The 19,817-nt window shown below is 48.2% G+C and carries 17 protein-coding genes and 3 pseudogenes; 8 read left to right on the top strand and 12 right to left on the bottom strand.

The window, feature by feature from the left end; genetic code table 11:
* Positions 1–110 precede the first annotated feature (110 nt).
* Entirely contained in the window at positions 111–1,640 is a 1,530-nt protein-coding gene (gadC, locus tag ACYQ0C_RS09045; protein ID WP_016276462.1) for a glutamine/gamma-aminobutyrate antiporter GadC, read from the top strand.
* Between the two features lie 238 nt (positions 1,641–1,878).
* Here gadC and nhaA read toward each other — a convergent pair whose 3' ends face one another.
* The 7 genes from nhaA to ACYQ0C_RS09010 form a co-directional block, all read right to left on the bottom strand.
* A complete protein-coding gene (gene nhaA, locus ACYQ0C_RS09040; protein WP_016276461.1) occupies positions 1,879–3,219 on the bottom strand; it encodes a Na+/H+ antiporter NhaA in 1,341 nt (446 codons plus the stop codon).
* 176 nt (positions 3,220–3,395) lie between these two features.
* Positions 3,396–4,574 (bottom strand): cation:proton antiporter, encoded by a 1,179-nt coding sequence (locus ACYQ0C_RS09035; RefSeq protein WP_016276460.1) that lies wholly within the window; start codon positions 4,572–4,574, stop codon positions 3,396–3,398.
* Positions 4,575–4,653: 79 nt separating this feature from the next.
* Complete coding sequence (gene lepA / locus ACYQ0C_RS09030) at positions 4,654–6,435, bottom strand: translation elongation factor 4 (protein WP_016276459.1); 1,782 nt, start codon at positions 6,433–6,435, stop codon at positions 4,654–4,656.
* Positions 6,436–6,534: 99 nt separating this feature from the next.
* Positions 6,535–6,738: a winged helix-turn-helix domain-containing protein gene (locus ACYQ0C_RS09025; protein WP_016276457.1), complete on the bottom strand. Its 204-nt coding sequence runs from the start codon at positions 6,736–6,738 to the stop codon at positions 6,535–6,537.
* 156 nt (positions 6,739–6,894) lie between these two features.
* Complete coding sequence (locus ACYQ0C_RS09020; RefSeq protein ID WP_051572445.1) at positions 6,895–7,398, bottom strand: C-GCAxxG-C-C family protein; 504 nt, start codon at positions 7,396–7,398, stop codon at positions 6,895–6,897.
* A 43-nt stretch (positions 7,399–7,441) separates the two neighbouring features.
* The gene (locus ACYQ0C_RS09015; protein ID WP_016276455.1) at positions 7,442–8,398 is read right to left on the bottom strand and encodes a D-2-hydroxyacid dehydrogenase; all 957 of its coding nucleotides are present in this window, start codon (positions 8,396–8,398) and stop codon (positions 7,442–7,444) included.
* A 26-nt stretch (positions 8,399–8,424) separates the two neighbouring features.
* Positions 8,425–9,702 carry a replication-associated recombination protein A gene (locus ACYQ0C_RS09010; RefSeq protein WP_016276454.1) on the bottom strand — a complete coding sequence of 426 codons (1,278 nt, stop codon included), beginning with the start codon at positions 9,700–9,702 and terminating at the stop codon, positions 8,425–8,427.
* A gap of 189 nt (positions 9,703–9,891) precedes the next feature.
* Between ACYQ0C_RS09010 and ACYQ0C_RS09005 the strand changes: the two genes are divergently transcribed.
* The gene (locus tag ACYQ0C_RS09005; protein ID WP_016276453.1) at positions 9,892–11,967 is read left to right on the top strand and encodes a YncE family protein; all 2,076 of its coding nucleotides are present in this window, start codon (positions 9,892–9,894) and stop codon (positions 11,965–11,967) included.
* 33 nt (positions 11,968–12,000) lie between these two features.
* Complete coding sequence (locus ACYQ0C_RS09000) at positions 12,001–13,062, top strand: NHL repeat-containing protein (protein ID WP_016276452.1); 1,062 nt, start codon at positions 12,001–12,003, stop codon at positions 13,060–13,062.
* Positions 13,063–13,080: 18 nt separating this feature from the next.
* Here the strand turns inward: ACYQ0C_RS09000 and ACYQ0C_RS08995 are convergent, their stop codons facing one another.
* Positions 13,081–13,512, bottom strand: a complete 432-nt coding sequence (locus ACYQ0C_RS08995) for a bactofilin family protein (protein WP_016276451.1) — start codon at positions 13,510–13,512, stop codon at positions 13,081–13,083.
* A gap of 162 nt (positions 13,513–13,674) precedes the next feature.
* Between ACYQ0C_RS08995 and ACYQ0C_RS08990 the strand changes: the two are divergent.
* From ACYQ0C_RS08990 to ACYQ0C_RS08980, 3 genes and pseudogenes are all read left to right on the top strand, one after another.
* A pseudogene (locus ACYQ0C_RS08990) lies at positions 13,675–13,815 on the top strand (IS256 family transposase); the annotation flags it as partial.
* Positions 13,816–13,818: 3 nt separating this feature from the next.
* Positions 13,819–13,941: pseudogene (locus ACYQ0C_RS08985) on the top strand (exonuclease); the annotation flags it as partial.
* Between the two features lie 5 nt (positions 13,942–13,946).
* Entirely contained in the window at positions 13,947–14,657 is a 711-nt protein-coding gene (locus tag ACYQ0C_RS08980) for a DUF1016 N-terminal domain-containing protein (RefSeq protein WP_016276450.1), read from the top strand.
* A 61-nt stretch (positions 14,658–14,718) separates the two neighbouring features.
* Here the strand turns inward: ACYQ0C_RS08980 and ACYQ0C_RS08975 are convergent, their stop codons facing one another.
* Genes ACYQ0C_RS08975 through ACYQ0C_RS08965 form a run of 3 tightly spaced genes read right to left on the bottom strand, consistent with a single transcriptional unit; the run spans position 14,719 to position 17,940 of the window.
* Entirely contained in the window at positions 14,719–15,735 is a 1,017-nt protein-coding gene (locus ACYQ0C_RS08975) for a site-specific integrase (protein ID WP_008024684.1), read from the bottom strand.
* A 5-nt stretch (positions 15,736–15,740) separates the two neighbouring features.
* Positions 15,741–16,694 carry a tyrosine-type recombinase/integrase gene (locus ACYQ0C_RS08970; protein ID WP_229091420.1) on the bottom strand — a complete coding sequence of 318 codons (954 nt, stop codon included), beginning with the start codon at positions 16,692–16,694 and terminating at the stop codon, positions 15,741–15,743.
* Complete coding sequence (locus ACYQ0C_RS08965) at positions 16,687–17,940, bottom strand: site-specific integrase (RefSeq protein ID WP_008024682.1); 1,254 nt, start codon at positions 17,938–17,940, stop codon at positions 16,687–16,689. Before ACYQ0C_RS08965 ends, ACYQ0C_RS08970 begins: the two co-directional genes overlap by 8 nt.
* Positions 17,941–18,086: 146 nt before the next feature.
* Here ACYQ0C_RS08965 and ACYQ0C_RS08960 point away from each other — a divergent pair.
* Positions 18,087–18,485 (top strand): annotated as a pseudogene (locus ACYQ0C_RS08960) (PDDEXK nuclease domain-containing protein); the annotation flags it as partial.
* 107 nt (positions 18,486–18,592) lie between these two features.
* On the opposite strand, the gene ACYQ0C_RS08955 reads toward ACYQ0C_RS08960, so the two are convergent.
* On the bottom strand, positions 18,593–18,811 hold the full coding sequence (locus ACYQ0C_RS08955) for a DUF4248 domain-containing protein (protein WP_025018758.1): 219 nt from the start codon (positions 18,809–18,811) through the stop codon (positions 18,593–18,595).
* A 387-nt stretch (positions 18,812–19,198) separates the two neighbouring features.
* On the opposite strand from ACYQ0C_RS08955, the gene ACYQ0C_RS08950 reads away from it, so the two are divergent.
* Positions 19,199–19,687 (top strand): HU family DNA-binding protein, encoded by a 489-nt coding sequence (locus tag ACYQ0C_RS08950; RefSeq protein ID WP_016276447.1) that lies wholly within the window; start codon positions 19,199–19,201, stop codon positions 19,685–19,687.
* The last annotated feature ends 130 nt before the right edge of the window (positions 19,688–19,817 follow it).

Genomic DNA, 19,817 nt, shown 5'->3' with positions numbered 1-19,817 from the left:
CATTCCGGATACCTTCCGGGTTAATAAACCTAAACGGACAAACATCATTTCTAAGGAGTTGTTATAGACTCCGTAAACAAAAAACATACATTTTTTAAAACCTAAACTTTATGGCAAACATTAGTAAATCAGTCAAGCTAGGGGTCTTCACCCTCGCTATTATGAACGTGACTGCGGTAGTATCCCTGCGCGGACTGCCTGCCGAAGCCGAATACGGACTGAGTTCGGCATTTTATTATTTATTCGCGGCCATCGTCTTCCTGATACCTACCTCGCTGGTAGCGGCGGAACTGGCGGCCATGTTCCAGGACAAGCAAGGCGGTGTATTCCGATGGGTGGGTGAAGCCTACGGAAAGAAGTTCGGCTTCCTCGCCATCTTCCTGCAATGGGTGGAAAGCACCATCTGGTATCCCACCGTCCTGACCTTCGGAGCCGTGGCACTGGCATTTACCGGCACGAGTGACGCCCATGATATGGCTTTGGCATCCAACCGTTATTACTCACTGGCAGTGGTACTGCTTATCTACTGGCTGGCCACCTTCATTTCTCTGAAAGGCATGGGCTGGGTAGGCAAAGTGGCCAAAGCAGGCGGTATGATAGGTACGATTATTCCGGCCGGCCTGCTGATGGTATTGGCCGTGATCTACCTTGCTTCCGGCGGGCAGAGCCAGATGAACTTTGACGGCAGCTTCTTCCCCGACTTCAGCAACTTCGACAATCTGGTGCTGGCTTCCAGCATCTTCCTGTTCTATGCCGGTATGGAAATGGGCGGTATCCATGTAAAAGACATGGAAAATCCTGCCAAGAACTATCCGAAAGCCGTATTCATCGGTGCAGCTATCACCGTGATCATCTTCGTGCTCGGCACCTTCGCACTGGGGATCATCATTCCCGAGAAGGATATCAACCTGACCCAGAGCCTGCTGGTAGGCTTTGATAATTACTTCAAATACGTTCACGCTTCCTGGTTGTCACCTGTTATCGCCGTGGCTTTGGCATTCGGTGTGCTGGCAGGCGTATTGACCTGGGTGGCAGGTCCGTCAAAAGGTATCTTCGCAGTGGGCAAAGCAGGTTATCTGCCTCCCTTCTTCCAGAAGACCAATGCCAACGGCGTACAGAAAAATATCCTGCTGGTCCAGGGGCTTGCCGTAACCTTGCTCAGCCTGCTGTTCGTTGTGATGCCTTCCGTGCAGAGTTTCTACCAAATCCTGTCACAGCTCACCGTATTGCTTTACCTCATCATGTATCTGCTGATGTTCAGCGGTGCCATCTATCTGCGTTACAACATGAAAAAGGTTCCGCGCCCGTTCCGCATCGGCAGCAAAGGCAACGGACTGATGTGGCTCATCGGCGGTCTCGGCTTCTGCGGTTCGCTGCTGGCATTCGTACTCAGCTTCATCCCGCCCAGCCAGATTGCGGTAGGCAGTAACACCGTATGGTTTGCCGTTTTGATTATCGGCTGCATCGTGGTAGTCGCAGCTCCGTTCATGATCTATGCATCGCGCAAGCCGTCATGGGTAGACAAGAACACGCAATTCGAACCGTTCCACTGGGAAGTACAGGCCACAACGGCACAGACCCCGGCCCCGGAGCAGCATAAGGAAACGGACGAAATGGAACACGGACAGAAGCCCTTGTAAAACAAGGCATTTCTTATACCGGACCCACATCTTTTATACAGGCAATTCCGGTTTCTTGAAAAACCCTCCTCACGTTTTTCAAGAAACCGGAATTGTTGTTTTCCTCCGATCCGGTCTCTCCGGAAATTCCGGTCATACTTTCCTTCCTCTTCCGACCATTCTCCTGTAAAAGCATCACAATGAAATCCCAGATAAACCAAGGCGGCCGTTTCACCAGCGTACCGCCCCGCCTGTGGCCTTATTCCTGTACAGGCTCTTTGGGCAATGCGAACTGCAAGACCAGATACGCCAGTGTGCCCGCCAGCACCGTTCCCAGTATGACCCCCATCTTTGCCTGCGTCAGCAACACCGGCGAGTCCCCGAAAGACAGGTTGGCTATAAACAAGGAAACCGTAAAGCCGATACCGCCCAAAAGGCAGATACCTGTCAGATTCACCCAAGTCATGCCTTTCAGCAGCCCGGCGAATCCCGTCTTTATCACCAGCCAGGTAAAAAAATAAATGCCGGCAAACTTGCCCACCAGCAAGCCCGTCATCACTGCCCAGGTAGGAGCGCCCACCTCTATACCGCCGTGATCCGCCGTCAGCGAGATACCCGCATTGGCAAAGGCGAACAAGGGAAGAATAATATAATTCACCATTCCGTGCAGACTGTCCTCCAATGACTGCAAGGGAGATATGACACGATCCGAGGAAGACTCGATGCTTTTCAGCACATTGATCTGCATCTTGCTTAAAACAATGCTTTCCTTGTCACTGGCAGGAAAAACCGCAATGTTCTCCCGGATGCGGTTGATGTACTTACCTATCTTATAATGAGGAGTGGCAGGAACTGTGAAGGCCGCGACAACTCCCGCAATGGTAGCATGGATGCCGCTCTGCAAAAACAGATACCACAGAATCACTCCCCAGAAAATATAAAACCAACGATTGCGCACCTGGAAGAAATTCCCCCCGCAGAGTATCAGCAGGATACCCACCGAAACAATCAGATAGTCCACCGCCAGATGGGAGGAATAAAAAAGAGCAATGACCAGAATGCCGCCGATATCATCGACCACGGCAAAAGCAGTCAGAAAGACTTTCAAGCTCAGCGGAACCCGCTTGCCGAACAGGCTGAGCACTCCCAGCGAGAAGGCTATATCCGTAGCCATCGGTATGGCCAGACCGCTTTGTGCCGGAGTTCCCGCCGTCATGAAATAATAGATCAGCACCGGAGCCAGCATACCGCCGCACGCCGCCACGATGGGCAAAAGCGCCTGCCGGAAACTGGACAACTCGCCCACCAGTATCTCACGCTTGATCTCCAGCCCCACACTGAAGAAAAAGACAGCCATCAGGGCATCGTTGATAAAGGTCATCAAAGTCATGTGATGCCCGTTGTGACTGAAAAAATTAAACTCTCCTATCTGAAGATGGACTTCGTAGTTCCAAAAGGAAGCATACGCATCGCCCCACGGGGAATTGGCCAGGAGCATGGCCAGCAAGACTACCCCCATCAGCAACATCCCTCCATTGATGTGATAGTGTGCCGCCCGCTGGAAGGAAAAGTTCATGTTCAGAATTTTCAGTTTTTCCATATTATTCGAAATTTAAGGGTTTGTGATAAATTGCCATAAAAACACAAGCCCTTCCTGTTATTGACGTTTTACTTCCAACTAACAGAAAGGACTCGTTTATTGTTTATATTTTCAACGCCCGTCTGAAGGGGCTGTCTCAATTTTCATCAACAGGGGCATTCATTCACGGCTGCCCGCTACCTGCCGTAACTGCGTAACGCCAGATTCTTCACCCACAGCACAAAGATACTGGTTAATATCAAATTCAGCACTATGGTCAGCACGGAAATCAACAAGGCAGGGCCTCCCAGATTATAGCCCAAGGCTATAAATATGACTCCCGCCCCCACTTCTCCACGGGTGAACATGCCCACGGACAATGCCAGCCGCTCGCTCACCATACGGTCTCTGTAGAAAAACAGAGGGAACAATTTTCCTATATTCGACAACAGGGAGACCATCAGCACATGAAAGAAAATCATCCCCCACGACATCATCTCCTGCGACCCGGTCACGGAATGAGTTCCCGCATGCGACTCCGAGAAATCAACCCCGACAAACTGAGGCATACTCATCCCCACCAGCAACATAAAAAAGAAAGATACCCCCGTAGACACCTTATGCTCCACCGGCGTGTCTATTTCCTTATGCTTCATCACCATGCCCACGACAAACGCCGGCAGCAGCACCTCTATATGTATGCTCCCCGCCTCGCCATACAGGCTCTTGCTCACCACATAAACCAACTGGGTTATTCCGAAAACAAGCATGGAATACAGGATGATCGCTTTCCAATCCTGCCGCCAATGATACCTGCCCAACTGTCTCCATCCGAACATCAGCATCAGAAACACCACAAGGACAATGATGATCAACTGCCAGCGAAGGCCCACCATCATAATCTGCAAAGGAATCATCAGCAGGATGGTATCCAAATCGTCAAAGATGGCCAGCACCTGGATTTTCTTGTAAATCCAACTGGACTTCAGCCCGATGGCCGCCAGCATGGTGAACAGGATACCCGCCGAAGTAGGAGCCGCGAAACGGCTCAGCAGCAGATTCTCCTTCCACGCCTCCCAACTGTTCCAGAACTCGGGCGGCAACAACACGAACACATAATAGATTGCAATCAGAAACCACGGCATGGCGGCAGTAGCCATCGCTATAAAATAATCCTCCGCATAACTGCGCCACCGGGTCTTGTCCACTTCAAACTCACGCCCCACATTAATCATGATGAATCCCAGACAAATGTAAAGGAACACGTTCGACACACTTTTTATGGCAACGTATCCGTCGCCCACCACTCCTGGAAGGAACTGGGATACCAACAGGCCTATCATCAAGAAGACCGAAAAAGACAGAACTTTTCTCATTTATTTTTTCTTTTTTTATGAACGGAATGACTGCCTTGGAAGTTCTGCAGACTGACGACAATCATTCCTCTCTTTTTTATTAATCCAGCTTCAGAACAGCCAGGAACGCCTTTTGCGGCACTTCCACGTTACCGATCTGTTTCATTCGTTTCTTACCCCTCTTTTGTTTTTCCAACAATTTGCGCTTACGGCTCACGTCACCGCCATAACACTTCGCGGTCACATCCTTGCGCACCGCCTTGATGGTTTCCCTCGAGATAATCTTGGCGCCGATAGCCGCCTGGATGGCAATATCGAACTGCTGGCGCGGAATCAGCTCTTTCAGTTTCTCGCACATACGCTTGCCCAGGTTATAGGCATTGTCCACATGCGTCAAAGTAGAAAGCGCATCCACCGGCTCACCGTTCAACAAGATATCCAGCTTGATCAGTTTGGAAGGACGGAAACCCGACTGATGGTAGTCAAAGGAAGCGTATCCTTTCGAGATACTCTTCAGTTTGTCATAAAAATCAATCACGATTTCACCCAGCGGCATCTTGTAGTGAATCTCCACCCGGTTGCCCGACACATAATTCTGCCGCACCAGTTCGCCGCGCTTGCCCAGACACAGTGTCATGATGGGGCCGATGTAATCGGTGGCGGTAATGATCGTGGCGTCAATGAAAGGTTCCTCGATGTGGTCAATCAGCGTCGGATCGGGCATACCGCCGGGATTATGCACCTCGTTGGCATGTCCCTGTTTGTCATACACCATGTACGACACGTTGGGCACGGTCGTAATCACATTCATATCAAACTCGCGGTCCAGACGTTCCTGAACGATTTCCATGTGGAGCAATCCCAGGAAACCGCAACGGAATCCGAAACCCAGAGCCAGCGAGGACTCCGGCTGGAAAGTCAGCGAGGCGTCATTCAGCTGAAGTTTCTCCAGCGAGGCGCGGAGGTTCTCGTAATCTTCCGCCTCGATGGGATAGACCCCGGCAAACACCATCGGCTTCACTTCCTCGAATCCGGCAATCGCCTTGTCACACGGACGGGCGATGTGGGTGATGGTATCCCCCACCTTCACCTCGCGCGAGGTCTTGATACCCGAAATGATATACCCCACGTCTCCGGTGCGCAGTTCCGTGCGGGGAATCATGTCCATCTTCAGCACACCGATCTCATCTGCATCGTACTCCTTGCCGGTATTGAAGAATTTCACTTTGTCCCCTTTGCGGATCACGCCGTTCTCTATTTTAAAATAAGCGATGATTCCGCGGAAGGAATTGAATACCGAGTCGAAAATCAAAGCTTGCAGCGGTGCCTTCTCGTCACCCGTCGGGTGAGGGATGCGTTCCACCACCGCCTTCAATATCTCCTCCACACCCATTCCGGTCTTGCCCGAGGCACGGATAATATCCTCACGTTTGCAGCCCAGCAGGTCGATGATTTCATCTTCCACCTCATCGGGCATGGCGCTCGCCATGTCACATTTGTTCATCACGGGAATAATCTCCAGGTCATGCTCCAACGCCATGTACAGATTCGAGATGGTCTGCGCCTGCACTCCCTGCGAAGCGTCCACAATGAGCAGCGCCCCTTCACAGGCGGCGATGGAGCGGGATACCTCGTATGAAAAGTCCACGTGTCCCGGAGTGTCAATCAGATTCAGTACATACTTCTCTCCTCCATACTCGTACTCCATCTGGATGGCATGGCTCTTGATCGTAATACCTCTCTCCTTTTCCAGGTCCATATCGTCAAGCATCTGCCCTTCGGTTACCTGGATGGTTTTTGTAAACTCCAACAAACGGTCGGCCAAGGTCGATTTCCCGTGGTCTATATGTGCTATAATACAAAAGTTACGGATATTCTTCATCTTCGTCATTTAAATTTCGCGCAAATATACAAAAAAATGCGTTGACCACATACAAAATGATGTGCCAACGCATTTTTTTATGAGTTTAGAATCTTCTTCTTACACTAATTTTACAAAGAGTTCGCCTTCCACTTCAGAAGTAGCGACCTTATCTTCTCTCAGCAACCAGCCCAAGCCCAGGAAGAAATCCTTGTCAGCTTTCAATTTGGCTGCTTTCTTGATTTGTTTTTGTGTCAAACCTTCAGTTCCATTCAATGCTTCCCAGATCTGTCCGGCCAAAGCACCTGCTTTTTCTTTCAACATTTTCAATTTGCTTTTAGTTAAACGTTAACCGCATCCACACACTTCCATGTGAATGTTTGTGTTTCTTATCGCTTGCAAAGATACACAAAATTATGTTATTCAACACTTTTGCACCAAGAAAGTTTGTATTTCTATAAGAAAAAGCGATTTTTCAACCTATTTTTTTGTTTTTTCGAGGTGTTCGCTCCAGATTCGGGCCGCTTCCTCCACCATTCTTGCACAAGGACGCTTGGCATAATACTGCTCCGTCCGTGCTTCCGGCGTGGATACTACCGGCTCTTTTTTGGACAATCCCAGCAAATCGGCACACCGCAGGGCGCCGTTCCGCTTCTTGAACTCCCCGGCCAGTTCCTGCACCAGAGCATAATTCGCCGCCTTGCTCTCACGGTCTTTCCCCTCAATGGCGCACTTCTCCAGCCCGGCCAGCAGGAACATGCCGCAGGCGGCACCGCAGGTCTCACGCATCCGCCCTATGCCGCCGCCGAAAGAGGCGGACATGTGCAGGGCCTGTTCACGGGTGAAACCATACAGATCGGCAAAAGCCGTCACTACGGACTGGGAGCAGTTATATCCTTCCCGGAACAAGGCCACGGCCCTTGCCACCCTGTCTTCCGCCATCACTTCCGGATGCAAATCCAACGTATTCTTGTCTTCCTCCATTTTTCTTACCTCCTTCTTTTCTTCCTGTCTTTTTCCTTTGTTCTCATTCCGCCACATTATTTACAATCTCACCCTCGATAAATCCTTTCAAGTTCCCCACCGCAATCCGCATCAGCCGGACACGGGCTTCTTTCGTGGCCCAGGCGATATGCGGCGTAATGAAGCAGTTCTTCGCCGTCAGCAGGGGGTTGGTATAGTGGGGAGGCTCGGAAGAGAGCACGTCCAGTCCGGCAGCCGCTATCACCCCCTTGTTCAGTGCGTCGGCCAGGTCTTGCTCGTTCACCAAGGGACCGCGGCCGGTATTTATCAGAACGGCCGTCGGTTTCATGAGGGCCAGGCGCGCGGCATTGACCAGTTCCCGGGTATCGGGGGTAAGGGGGCAGTGCAGGCTCACCACATCACATTCGCGGAACAGCTCCTCCAGCTCCATTTTCCGGATTCCTTCGGGAAGCTGCGCCTGCGGCTTGGAAGTATAGGCGCATACCTGCATTCCGAAAGCGGCAGCGATGCGCGCCGTCGCCTGTCCGGTGTTTCCCAAGCCGATGATTCCGATCTTCTTCCCGTCCAGTTCCACCAGGTCGGTATCCCAATAGCAGAAGTCGGGATTGTCCGCCCATCGCCCGTGACGGTTGGCGTAGGCGTAATGGCCTACCCGCTGGGTGATGTTCAAGAGATGCGCAAAGACCATCTGGGCAACGGAGGCGGTGCTGTAGGCAGGTATGTTGGTGACAATGACGCCCCGCGCTTTTGCCGCCTGTATGTCCACAATGTTATATCCTGTAGCCAGCACACCGATGTATTTCAAGGCGGGCAGAGCGGCCATATCCTCCGCCGCAATCACCGTTTTATTTGTAATCAGCACTTCCGCTCCGGCAGCACGCTCCAACAACTCGGCAGGGGCCGTGCGGTCGTACACCGTCAGCTCGCCCAATGCCTGCATCTCCTCCCATGACAAATCTCCGGGATTCAGTCCGTAACCATCTAAAACTACTATTTTCATATACTCAAAAATTAAATTTCATCTTTTCATTCCTTGAACCGTTCCCCCCAGAGGCTCTGCATCCGTTCCTTTATCTTCGCCTCCTGCGCATTGTGCTGCGGATGCCAGATGCGGCTGTTCTTCACCTCGTCCGGCAGGAACTGCTGCTGCACGAAATTGCCCTGATAGGCATGTGCATACTTGTAATCCTTGCCATAGCCCAACTGTTTCATCAGCTTGGTGGGTGCGTTGCGCAGATGCAGGGGAACAGGCAGGTTGCCCGTCTGCCGCACCAGTTCCAGGGCGCTGTTGATCCCCTCGTATGCCGAGTTGCTCTTAGGGCTGGTGGCCAGATACACCGTAGCTTCCGCCAGCGGGATACGCCCTTCGGGCCATCCTATCTTCATCACGGCGTCAAAAGCGGCATTCGCCAGAAGCAATGCGTTGGGATTGGCCAGACCGATATCCTCGGCTGCCGAGATGACCAGCCTGCGGGCTATGAAAGCCGGGTCCTCTCCGGCCTCCACCATACGCGCCAGCCAGTAGAGCGCCCCGTCCGGATCACTTCCGCGGATGGACTTGATAAAGGCGGAAATGATATCATAATGCATCTCGCCATCCTTGTCGTACGCCAACGGATTCTGCTGCAAACGCTCGGTCACCTTCTCATCCGTAATCACCACGGGGCCGGCATCCGCATCCGCCTCCACCACCAGTTCCAGTATGTTCAGCAACTTGCGGGCATCGCCTCCCGAAAAGCGGAGCATGGCATCCGTCTCCTTCAGCTCTATCTGTTTCTCCTTCAGTACCACATCCTTTGCGATGGCATTATGCAGCAGTTCCAGCAAATCCTCCTTCTCCAATGATTTCAACACATACAGCTGGCAGCGGGAGAGCAAGGGACGGATCACCTCAAACGAGGGATTCTCGGTGGTAGCGCCTATCAGGGTCACCACTCCCGTCTCCACCGCCCCCAACAGGGAATCCTGCTGGGACTTGCTGAACCGGTGGATTTCATCAATGAACAGGATGGGGCTGGCCTGCGAGAAAAAACGGTTGCTTCTCGCCTTCTCTATCACCTCGCGCACATCCTTCACACCGGAAGTGACCGCGCTCAGTGTATAAAAAGGAGTTTCCAGCTTGTTGGCTATGATCTGCGCCAGCGTGGTCTTCCCCACCCCCGGAGGCCCCCAGAGGATAAAGGAGGAGATGCGTCCCGCGTCAATCATCTTGCGCAAGACAGCCCCCGGCCCCACCAGGTGTTTCTGACCTATATAATCGTCCAATGTCTTCGGACGCAAACGTTCTGCTAAAGGTTGTGCCATATCTTCATCTTTATTTCGGATAACAAAAATACAGCATATTTTCCGATGAACAAAACATGGGGCAACAATATAGGAGTTATTTTTTTGAGACGGTTCTTTGTTCATCTGATCCAAAACATTTATTTTTGCACGCTTTTTTCAAAAGAGCGATGAGTAAAAACAGAATTGCAATTCTAATAAAGACAGACGATGAAAAAACATTTTTCTACCAGCCTGTTGATTTTAGCAAGTACACTTTTGCTACTGACCGGCTGCAAAGAAGACGAACTCCCGCTTCCCGGAGAGAATGGCACAGCAAGCCATGAATTGCCCGTCCGGCTGGCCGAAACGGATTATAACCCGGACAACACGTATTATCTGCTGAACGACAATGAATCCCAGGATGTTTATTTCGACTCCGGCCAGCGCAGCTTCTACGTCAGCCAGCCCCTACAGTTCGGCATGGACGACGAGCACTTTTTCCAGCTCCGTTTCTATAGTCCCAGAGCCCTGAAAAACGTGACTTTCTGGGCCAGGATAGACGGTTACGAAGAAGAATTCAAGTTCATGACACTGGAAAAGATCCTGCCTTTCCAGCAACTCCGGGTACACCTGCCGTTCGCCACCCAGGACCTGACCGCCTACACCCGTAGCGGAAAGAAAATACGGATCATGGCAAACCCCTACCTGATGAAGGAAAACCTGACCTTCACCGTAGAGTGCGACGACCCCTACTGGGCAAGGCTGCAATCCATCCGTTGCAAATGGTACATCGCCTTCGGCAGATACAGCGACACCCAGGCAAGCTGGAAGTATAAGATGAAAGCTTCGCACACGCGTGAGGCGGTGGCCATCGCGCTGAACATGGCGTATATGTTCTCGTCGGAACGGTTCAAGACCGCCCTGCACGAATTCGGCCCGCTGCACAGCAACAACGACAAGACGGAAATAGACAAGACCGCCCTGCTCACCAGAGTGCTCAACCACCGCGGACTGCTTTTCGGCTACACCACAGGCGTGATGGGACTGGGCGGAGGAACCACCTTCGGCATGCATGAGGTGTGCTATCTGGAACACTATGCCGACGACAAAAGCATCACCGAAACCATCTTCCACGAGTTTGCCCACTGTGTGGGCTACGGCCATGCGGGAAACATGACCTACGAACAGACGGGACCGGGATGGGTCACCCTGTGCAACAACGTATACGTGGCCCTGTCGCTGGACAAGGAGCTGCCCGTCTACTCCCGCCGCTTCCTGCACACCCGCTGGAGCAAGAACCGCTATTTCGATGACATATACGTGGCTTCGAAACACATTATCGAAGACCCGGAACTCGATGCGCTGGACGGCGGCCTGTCCCCCCTGCACGGAGAAACCGACCGGGGAGGAGACGACGGGGAGCCGGTGGCGTTCAAGCTGGACTATACCGACCTGCCCGGCGCTACGGAAACCACCTTCCGCCCCAAGGATGTATATGTGTACGGAGACACCTTGTATGCCGTGAACGATGCGGACAACCAGTACAGCGTAGAGGTGTTCGGCCTTGCCGGCGGCGGCAAGAAGCATTTGGGAAGTATCAAGGAATGGAAACACGGAGACGTGACCGAGAATTTCGGCGGACGCCCGAACGGCGTCACCCGTGCCAACGACAAGATCTATGTCACCCACGAAGGCAGCCGTACCGAGATTTTTGATGCGAAGAGCCATCAGTTCATTACCTGCATAGGCAATGGAAGCTGGGGAACGGGCCCCTCGCAGACCGTACATGCCTTCGACGTACTGCTCTACAAAGGACTGGTCATGATACACGACAAACGCTACGTCAACTTTGTAGAAGAACAGGCTATACAGTCCGGAGTGACTCCGCGGATTTATGTACGTTCCGAACATCTGGGCGAGACAAACGGCACCTACGGCATGGCGGTGGACGAGCAGACCGGCCTGCTCTACTCCACCCACCCCGCCAAACGCATAGACCTGTTCGCCCCCGACGGGATACGGGAAGGAGTCTCCCCCAAACGCACCGGGCAACTGGCTTATAAAAATGTACCCTACGCCCTGGATTTCTACGAAGGAAGGATGTTTGTAAGCTCCAACGGCACCGAGAAGTTCTGCGAGGTCAACCCCCGGACGGGAGAGATCATCAAAGATCACACCACCCTCGGCGGCATCACCCTGCAGGCACCCGAGAAGTTCTGCATCCGCCGCCACACGCTGTTCATCACCGACCGCGTGAAAAACGGAGCATGCGTCTACGCCATCCCCATGAGCGAACTGAAATAAATATATACCTTATTATAATATAGAAAGAATCACATGAAAATATACGTTTATATCCTGATAGTGCTGTCCGGAGTCCTGACGGCACAATGCAGCAAAGTCACCCTGGAAGAAATCTGCGGCCACCCCTCCGCTCCCGGCGGAGAAAACAACGGAGATTATAACAGTTACTGGTATTACTCGTATGAGGCGGCGCAACTGATTGACGCGCAAACCCTGGGCATGGAAACAGCCGAGGATTTCACCCCTTACACCGTCGCCCATCTGGGAGATACTCTTTTCATCGCCAACATCGGAAATGCAGGCAACAGCCTGCTGCTGTTCAGTATAAAGAAAGGTGAACGGCTGGGCACCTTGCAGACCTGGCAGCACGACGGCGGGGAGAAGAGTTTCGGAAGTCCGATAGAGGCCATCGTTCCGTCGGGCAACCGGCTGTATGTGGCCGAACGCCAGTCGCGCATCCATGTATTCCGGTTGCCGGAACTGTCCTACCTCACCTGCATAGGCAACGGGCAATGGAGCGGCCCCGTGTTCCAGGCACAGGCCATGACGGTAAAGGACGGACTGATTTTCGCACGCGACAAGAACGGAATGGTCAGCATTTATAAAGAGGAGGACGCCACCCCGGAAAACTACCAGAAGGTGAACCGCTACCGCCGGGCGTCCGGCAACGGCAGTCCGGGCAACAACAGCTTTGCCTGCCACTTTATGCAGCCCGACGCGGAAGGGCATCTGCTGCTCACGGATTATGAAGGAAAGAAAATACGGGTGCTCGATCCGGCCTTGGTGAACGATGATCTGGCGAACGACGCTTCCATCGACCTGGACGACCTTTCCCTGTCGCCCGGCTTCAAGCCCAAGACACTGGCGTTGTGTGGCGAACGCTGGTATGCCACCGGCGACAATGACGCCATCAACATATACGAACGCCAGCCCAACGAATGGAGCAAGCAAATAAAGTCCATAAAAGGGTACGCCTTTTCCCAGCCTGCCCGCATCTATGCGCAAAACGACTCTGTGTTATGGGTTTCGGACACGCACAGTTCCAAACGGGCGCTGGTGAAAATGCTGGTGCATAAGGGGGAGATACGGGAATAGGGGTTGCCCCTGTTCCCCTCATTTCCCCTTATTCTGAGGCTGCTGCGGCTGTGCCGCCGGTTTGGGCTGGGGGTTGCTCTCTTCCACTACCGTGTTACACGTGCCGTTGAACCGGGCTTTAGGTTCCACCTCCAGCTTGCCGGTATAAATATCACCCTGCATGTCGCATCCGGCTTTCAATACCAGTTCGTCCTTGATGTGTATGTCCCCTTTCAATGTGCCTTGCAAAATGGCCGAATGGGAATTCACATTCCCTTTAATCAGCCCTTGAGGTCCCAGCACCATGGTCTTATGGCAAGTCACCTCTCCCTCTATCGTTCCGTCTACCCGCAGACTTCCGTCTACCTCGACAGTTCCCTTCAATACGGTTCCAACAGCTATGGTGGTCAGCTTCAGGGGTTCGGATACCGCAACGGAACCCTCCAATGTGTCTTTCTTTTTTCCAAACATAGTATCAACATTAAAATTGTCTCTATAACTCTTTTTTCCAAGTTGCCGCAAAGATACAACAAAGAAACGAAAGTGAGTGCGAAACGAGGAAAGAATGTTGTCTGTTAGCGATTTAACAATGTTAGCCAAGATGTTGCAGAGCCATCAAATGCCAATGAAAAGCCAAGAGACACCGCCCTTGAAAAACCGGTTTACCTCGCTTACCGCAATATACGTAAGAAATGGACCATGCCACTGGCTAATTGGGGAGCCATTGCACAACAACTGGCGATAAAATTTGGAGATAGGTTTAAATTGTTGTAATTTTACGCTCGTCGGATTGCATACACTGCACTCGGACACTTGCACCGTACCCAAAGGGTGTCGAGGCGTGAGAATGTCCGATATGCAAGTGTTCCATTACCGATGTTATTTACTGAGAAAGGATTCATGATATGACAAAAGAAATAAGAATAAATGATAGCGAGTACGCTCAAATATTGCAGCAGGCGGTTTCTGAGATTCAGACTGCTCGCACTACCGTTGCCAGGCAAGTAAACACTACCGTCAATTCTGTATATTGGAATATTGGGAAGTTGCTCTTTGATAGAAATTTAGAGAGTGGATATGGTAGTGGCGTGGTTAAGCGATTGTCAGTGGACTTGAAAGAACAGTTTCCGGATATGGGATTGTCTCCTCGTAACCTTTGGAATATGAAACGACTATACGAGCGTTATTATCAAGAAGATACAAAACTGCTACAAGCTGTAGCAGTTTTACCTTGGGGACATAATTTACTACTGTTGGATAAGTCATTGTCAGCTAATGAAGCCTTATTCTACGCTGAAGAGTGCTTACAAAAAGGTTGGTCGAGAGATATGCTGCTCAATGCAATAAAGATGAATACCTATGCAGCTCGTCAGACACAAATCAAAACGAATAATTTTGATTTAGTCTTACCTGTGGCACAAGCCAACTATGCGAATGAGGTCTTTAAAAGCTCATATAACTTAGGATTTCTTGGAATAACAGAACCTGTTAAAGAATTGGAATTGGAGAAGCGGTTGGTTGCTAAAATCAGATCGTTTATACTGGAACTATTATGTAAAGGTTTGCATAACATTTCTTATGCCAACAAATTTATTATGCAAAGTGACTTAAACTAAATCACAGCTACAAAAGTAATTATAAAAAGATTTATCTCCATCACTTTGCATAATATTTTCATCAGAAAGACTTTAAAAAATCCATTAACTTTTCATTTCCTTGCCACATAGGTTTAGTATCCACCTCCTGAACAACTTTAATATAAGCTTTTTCTATAGCCTCCCGTTTCACTTTTGAGTCCGCTCTTGCATAAATTTCTGTAGTTTGCACATTCACGTGCCCCAAAATATCTCTAATATAAACTAAGTTAACCCCAGCTTGTAACAGATGCATTGCCTTACTATGCCTAAGACTATGACAGCTTATTTTCCCCTTCATTAACGTGGGATGAAGTAGCTTTGCCTTTTTGATGTATCTATCCAGTATATTCGCCACCCCTGCTCTTGTCAGCTTTTCGCCCCAACAGTTTGTAAATAGCGGATGTTGTAGACATTCTGATCTCAACAATCCATTCTCTTTCATATATATTTTCAGTATATCCAACTGTTCTTCAAGCATTGGTACAACTCTATTTTTATTCCCTTTTCCCGTGATTATTACAGTATATGGTTCATCTAATCGAACACATTGCGGAGTTAGGCTTATTACTTCTGACACTCTACACGCTGTATCATACATAAGTGACAATAACGCCAGATCCCTACGACCTTTAGGTTTGGTCGTATCTGGTTGTTGCAGAAGAATCTTCATCTCTTCTACCGTTAGATAGTTCATAATAGGCTTGACACTCTTTTTATTATTTATAGCCATTATTTCTTGATATTCGTATAGATGGTCTGAACTCTGATATTGGAGGTACTTAAAAAATGATTGTATGGCAGCAAGGCGAAGATTACGTGTTGATGTACAGCAACTTCTTTTTGTTTCCAACCAATCAAGGAAGGACAAGATATTCTCTTTTGTTATACTTTCCATTGTCAGTTTTTCAGCTTTTACACCTTTACTTTCCATGTATACCAGATATAAGGTAAATGTGTCCCTGTATGAATGGATCGTATTAGTACTTGCTCCTCTTTCATGGGGCAAATACCGGAGAAGGAAGTCTGTTAGATATTTTGAAAAATTTGTAGGTTTCATAAATGTCACATTTTAGGGAAAATATCAAAACCAATGATATCTATTTTTCTAATTAATTCGGGATACATCTCTGACGTAAGCCGAACATAGTTATTCGTCGCCCGCAAAGATTGATGTCCAAGGTAAGTTGATAGGATCGGCAAAGAACAATATAAATCCATACCTTCTTCAGCCATTTTAGCAAGAGAGTGAACGGCAAATGTATGTCTCAAGTCATGCAGACGTATGCGGTCTTTGGGAATGTTTGCTTGAATGAGTATTTTGCAAAATCGACGATATATGCTATCCCTGTCACAAGCCCTTCCTTTAAGTGTGATAAAAAAGGGAGTAGTATCTGATATCTTTACGGGTAATCTGTTTCTATGTACAACATAATCTTTAAGAACCTCTGCTAAAGAAGTGGAAAATGGGACAATCCTGTCTTTGCCGTTTTTTGTATCTCGTAAAATGAAGTATTCTTCCTCAAGATTAATATCTTCATTGAGCAGAGACAAGGCTTCACCTATGCGTATTCCTGTTCCGTATAACATGCGAAGCAGTGAAGGCATTATAAAAAAAGAGGATCTCATATCATTATTTCCACTTTGCATATTATCACATGTCGTAAAAATTCGTTCTATCTCTTTTGATGAAAAGATATGAGGGATAAAGGTATTTCTCAATGACGGGGTTCTTGGTATATATGAGCGGATTCCTTTTTTGTTAAGAAACGAAGAGAAAGCACCTAAAATATAGCACCTACGATAATGGTAACTATTGGATTCATTGTCACGTTCCTTGCACCATGCATCTGACAACTCCTTGGTAATACCTATTGCAGTCTCATTTCTTTCAATAGTAAATCTATCAAATAAAGTCAGGACAAACTCTCCCCCAATATACTTAAATCCCATACTGCGCTTCAAGCTCACAAACTCTCTTATCAATGAGGCGTAAATGCCTTTAAAATTTCTATTCATAAAAATAGCCTCCTTTCTGGGTATAAAAGTTTTCACATACAGGTGATACATCAAGGGAGCATTTTTTCAGTGATTGGATATCTATTCTTAGATAATAACTTGTTGATTCCGTGTTCTCATGCCCTAAAACTTCGCTTATAACAGGGAGCTTTACCTGCTCTTCTAAAAGAAGTGTCGCTAAGGAATGTCGAAGGGCATGTGCGCCATGATGCTTGTTCTTTATATTTACGTTGGCTTTAAGAAAATATTTCTTGGCTATCTGGGATATGACCGGTTGGTTTATGTGAGTATAGGGAGAACGTGCCAAGAGAAATATATATGATGACTGGGACTTTGGACGTCCATACCGTAGATATTCAATAATAGCATTGCCTATTTCCGGTAGAAGTGGCAGTTCTAATTCCTTATTTGTTTTATGCTGGATTAAACGTATGGCATTATCCTCCCACAATATATTTTCAAACTTTAAATTTGCTATATCAGAAGCCCTCAAACCAAGCATTGTGGCTAATAGAATAATTGAGTAATTACGTTTTCCTGTAGTCGTACTTCTATCCACAGAAGACACTATCTTTTTTATTTCTTCAGAAGTGTAAGCTGACGGTAGCTTAGGCTGTTTCTTATAATTATCTTTTGGAATAAATGCCGCTAAATCCATATCTATAATTTTGTGTTCATATAGATATCGGAAAAAGTTACGTAGAATATGGATGGATATACTTGCTACAGATTTATATTTAGTACCAATGGTATTAAGATATTTAATGATGTGGGTAATCTCAACTTGTTCTATGGAGGCTACTTTTGCAGATGTTAGAAAATCAAGGAAACGATGGAATATTTGTTTGTGATTGTAGATAGTGTGTCCGGACAAGCGTTCTTGACTTCGAGATAATATATATTGCATCATCAAACTGCCAATCTCTCCTTTCAATTCTACCGGAACTTTTCTTGGAATAACTTGGCCTGTAATGAGGTAATTTTTCAGGAGTAAGATAGCGGATAAAAATTTCTTGTCACCAGATTTTAATGAAGTTAAATCTTTAGAACCATAAAGAGAAGATAAAAAATCATCGCAGACTTTAGGGGTGAGGGAATGCAAATCATTGTTCTCCATGAACTGCCTTAATTGATTCCATTTCCATGCATAGCCTTCCAATGTACTATCTGTACGAGAAAAATCCTCTTTTAAGATTTTCAGCATAGAGGATGTGACTGCTTCAAAAGTTGTTGAGTGATCATTCATACGTCATTAATTTAAGTTGTGGCAATATCACCGCACTTAAATTAATGAAATTCTTATGTAAAGAAATAAATGATTATATTTTTATAATTACTTTTGTAGCTGCGATTTAGTTTAAGTCACTTTGCATAATAAATTTGTTGGCATAAGAATTAGGCAAGGGATTTTCTTTTATTGGTAACCAATACCGTCTGGAGTATAACAACAAGGAATATGCGGTGGATATGCTCTTCTTTCATAGGGGCTTGCGCTCGCTCGTTGCTATCGAATTGAAGATCGGTGCTTTTAAGGCAGAATATGTTGGCAAAATGAATCTCTACCTTTCGTTGCTTGACCGATTGGAAAAAGGAGAGAATGAAAACCCATCAATTGGTATCATTCTTTGCGCCGACAAGGATCATTTAGATGTAGAAATCGCTTTGCAAGATATAAACAAGCCTATCGGGGTAGCTGAATATCAACTACTGTTACCTAAAGACGAACTTCAAGCATTACTAATTCAAGAGATTAATTCTATTGAAGAAAATACAGATTCAGAAAGGGAGTAGCAACATTTATTTTGCTACTCTAAAAACTTTCGTACCTTTGTATTCGAGTTAAAGAACTACTCGAAAAAAGTAGCCAGACTCTTTGCTCAATCAAGAAGATTGGTGCCTCACGGCTCCCCTATCGCCCCCACAATGAGCAACACCTGTGCCGGCATATACGTACGGCACCTCAAACCACTGCCCATCGCCTCCAGATCCTCCCTGAGGTGAGGATAATAGTCAATCCAATACTGCAACTTACGGTAAGCTACCTGCGGATTCAAATCCGGGAAATAACACAGGGCCAGCTCGGTGCGGCCATACGTGCGTATCTCAAAATTCTCCATACTTTTCATACGTTTCATTTACTTCCATAAAAGTACAAAAAACGGACGAGAGGAAAGAATGTTTTTCCAACAATAATCAACTAGAATCAACTGTTATCAACTACAATCAACTACAATCAACCACAATCAACTTTCCTGAATCCACCCATCGTATCTTTGTAATGTCGGAACGATGAAGGCGAAAGATTTATAATCTTACAGCCGTAAGATATAGCATCTTACACGTGAAAGATATAAATCTTTTTGAGTGGTTAACGGTTAGTGGTTAACGGTTAGTGGTTAGCGGTTAGTAGTAACGGTCAGCAGGGTTAGCAGTCAAGTGGCTTCATCTTCCGGCAACAGTGATTTTTTAAATTTTCAATGATCAACTTTTAATTTTTAAAAACTATGGTAAATTACAGTATCGTTATGCGTGGCAATCCGATGGATGCGGACGCCGCCAAGAAGGCATACGCCAGTGCACAGTATTCGGAAGTGATGGACATCAACCGCTTTGCCGAGCACATCGCCAGCCACGGCTGTGTGTACAAACGTGCGGACATCGTGGCCATCCTCACCATGGCAGTGGACTGCATGCGCGAGCAGCTTCTGGCAGGACAGAAGATACAGCTGGGCGACTTGGGCGACTTCTCCGTGGGCATCAACAGTCTGGGTGCGGAATCCGCTGCCGAGTACAACCCCGTTGTCCACGTCAGAAAACTGAACGTGAACTGGAGTGCCGGACCACGCTTCCGGAACCTGCTGGAGGACGCCGTGTTCAATCTGGTGGCCACACGCAAGGCAGCCCGTCTGGTGGTGAAGGCACTGAAAGCCGGCAAGACCAATGTGGATCTTACCGGAGAGGAAAAAGAACCGGAAAACGGAGAACAGGCCTGAGACGGGACCAAGGTCTGAGATGAAACCAAGGACTGAAACGGAACCGAGGACTGAAACGGAACCGAGGACTGAAACAGAACCGAAGACTGAAACACAACGCTAAAAGGATGAATGTGCCCCTATGACCCAC

It is taken from the genome of Phocaeicola sartorii JCM 17136 = DSM 21941 (genome assembly GCF_054653615.1).
The sequence above is the reverse complement of the archived record's forward strand: the minus strand, read 5'-3'. Positions and strand labels throughout refer to the sequence as shown.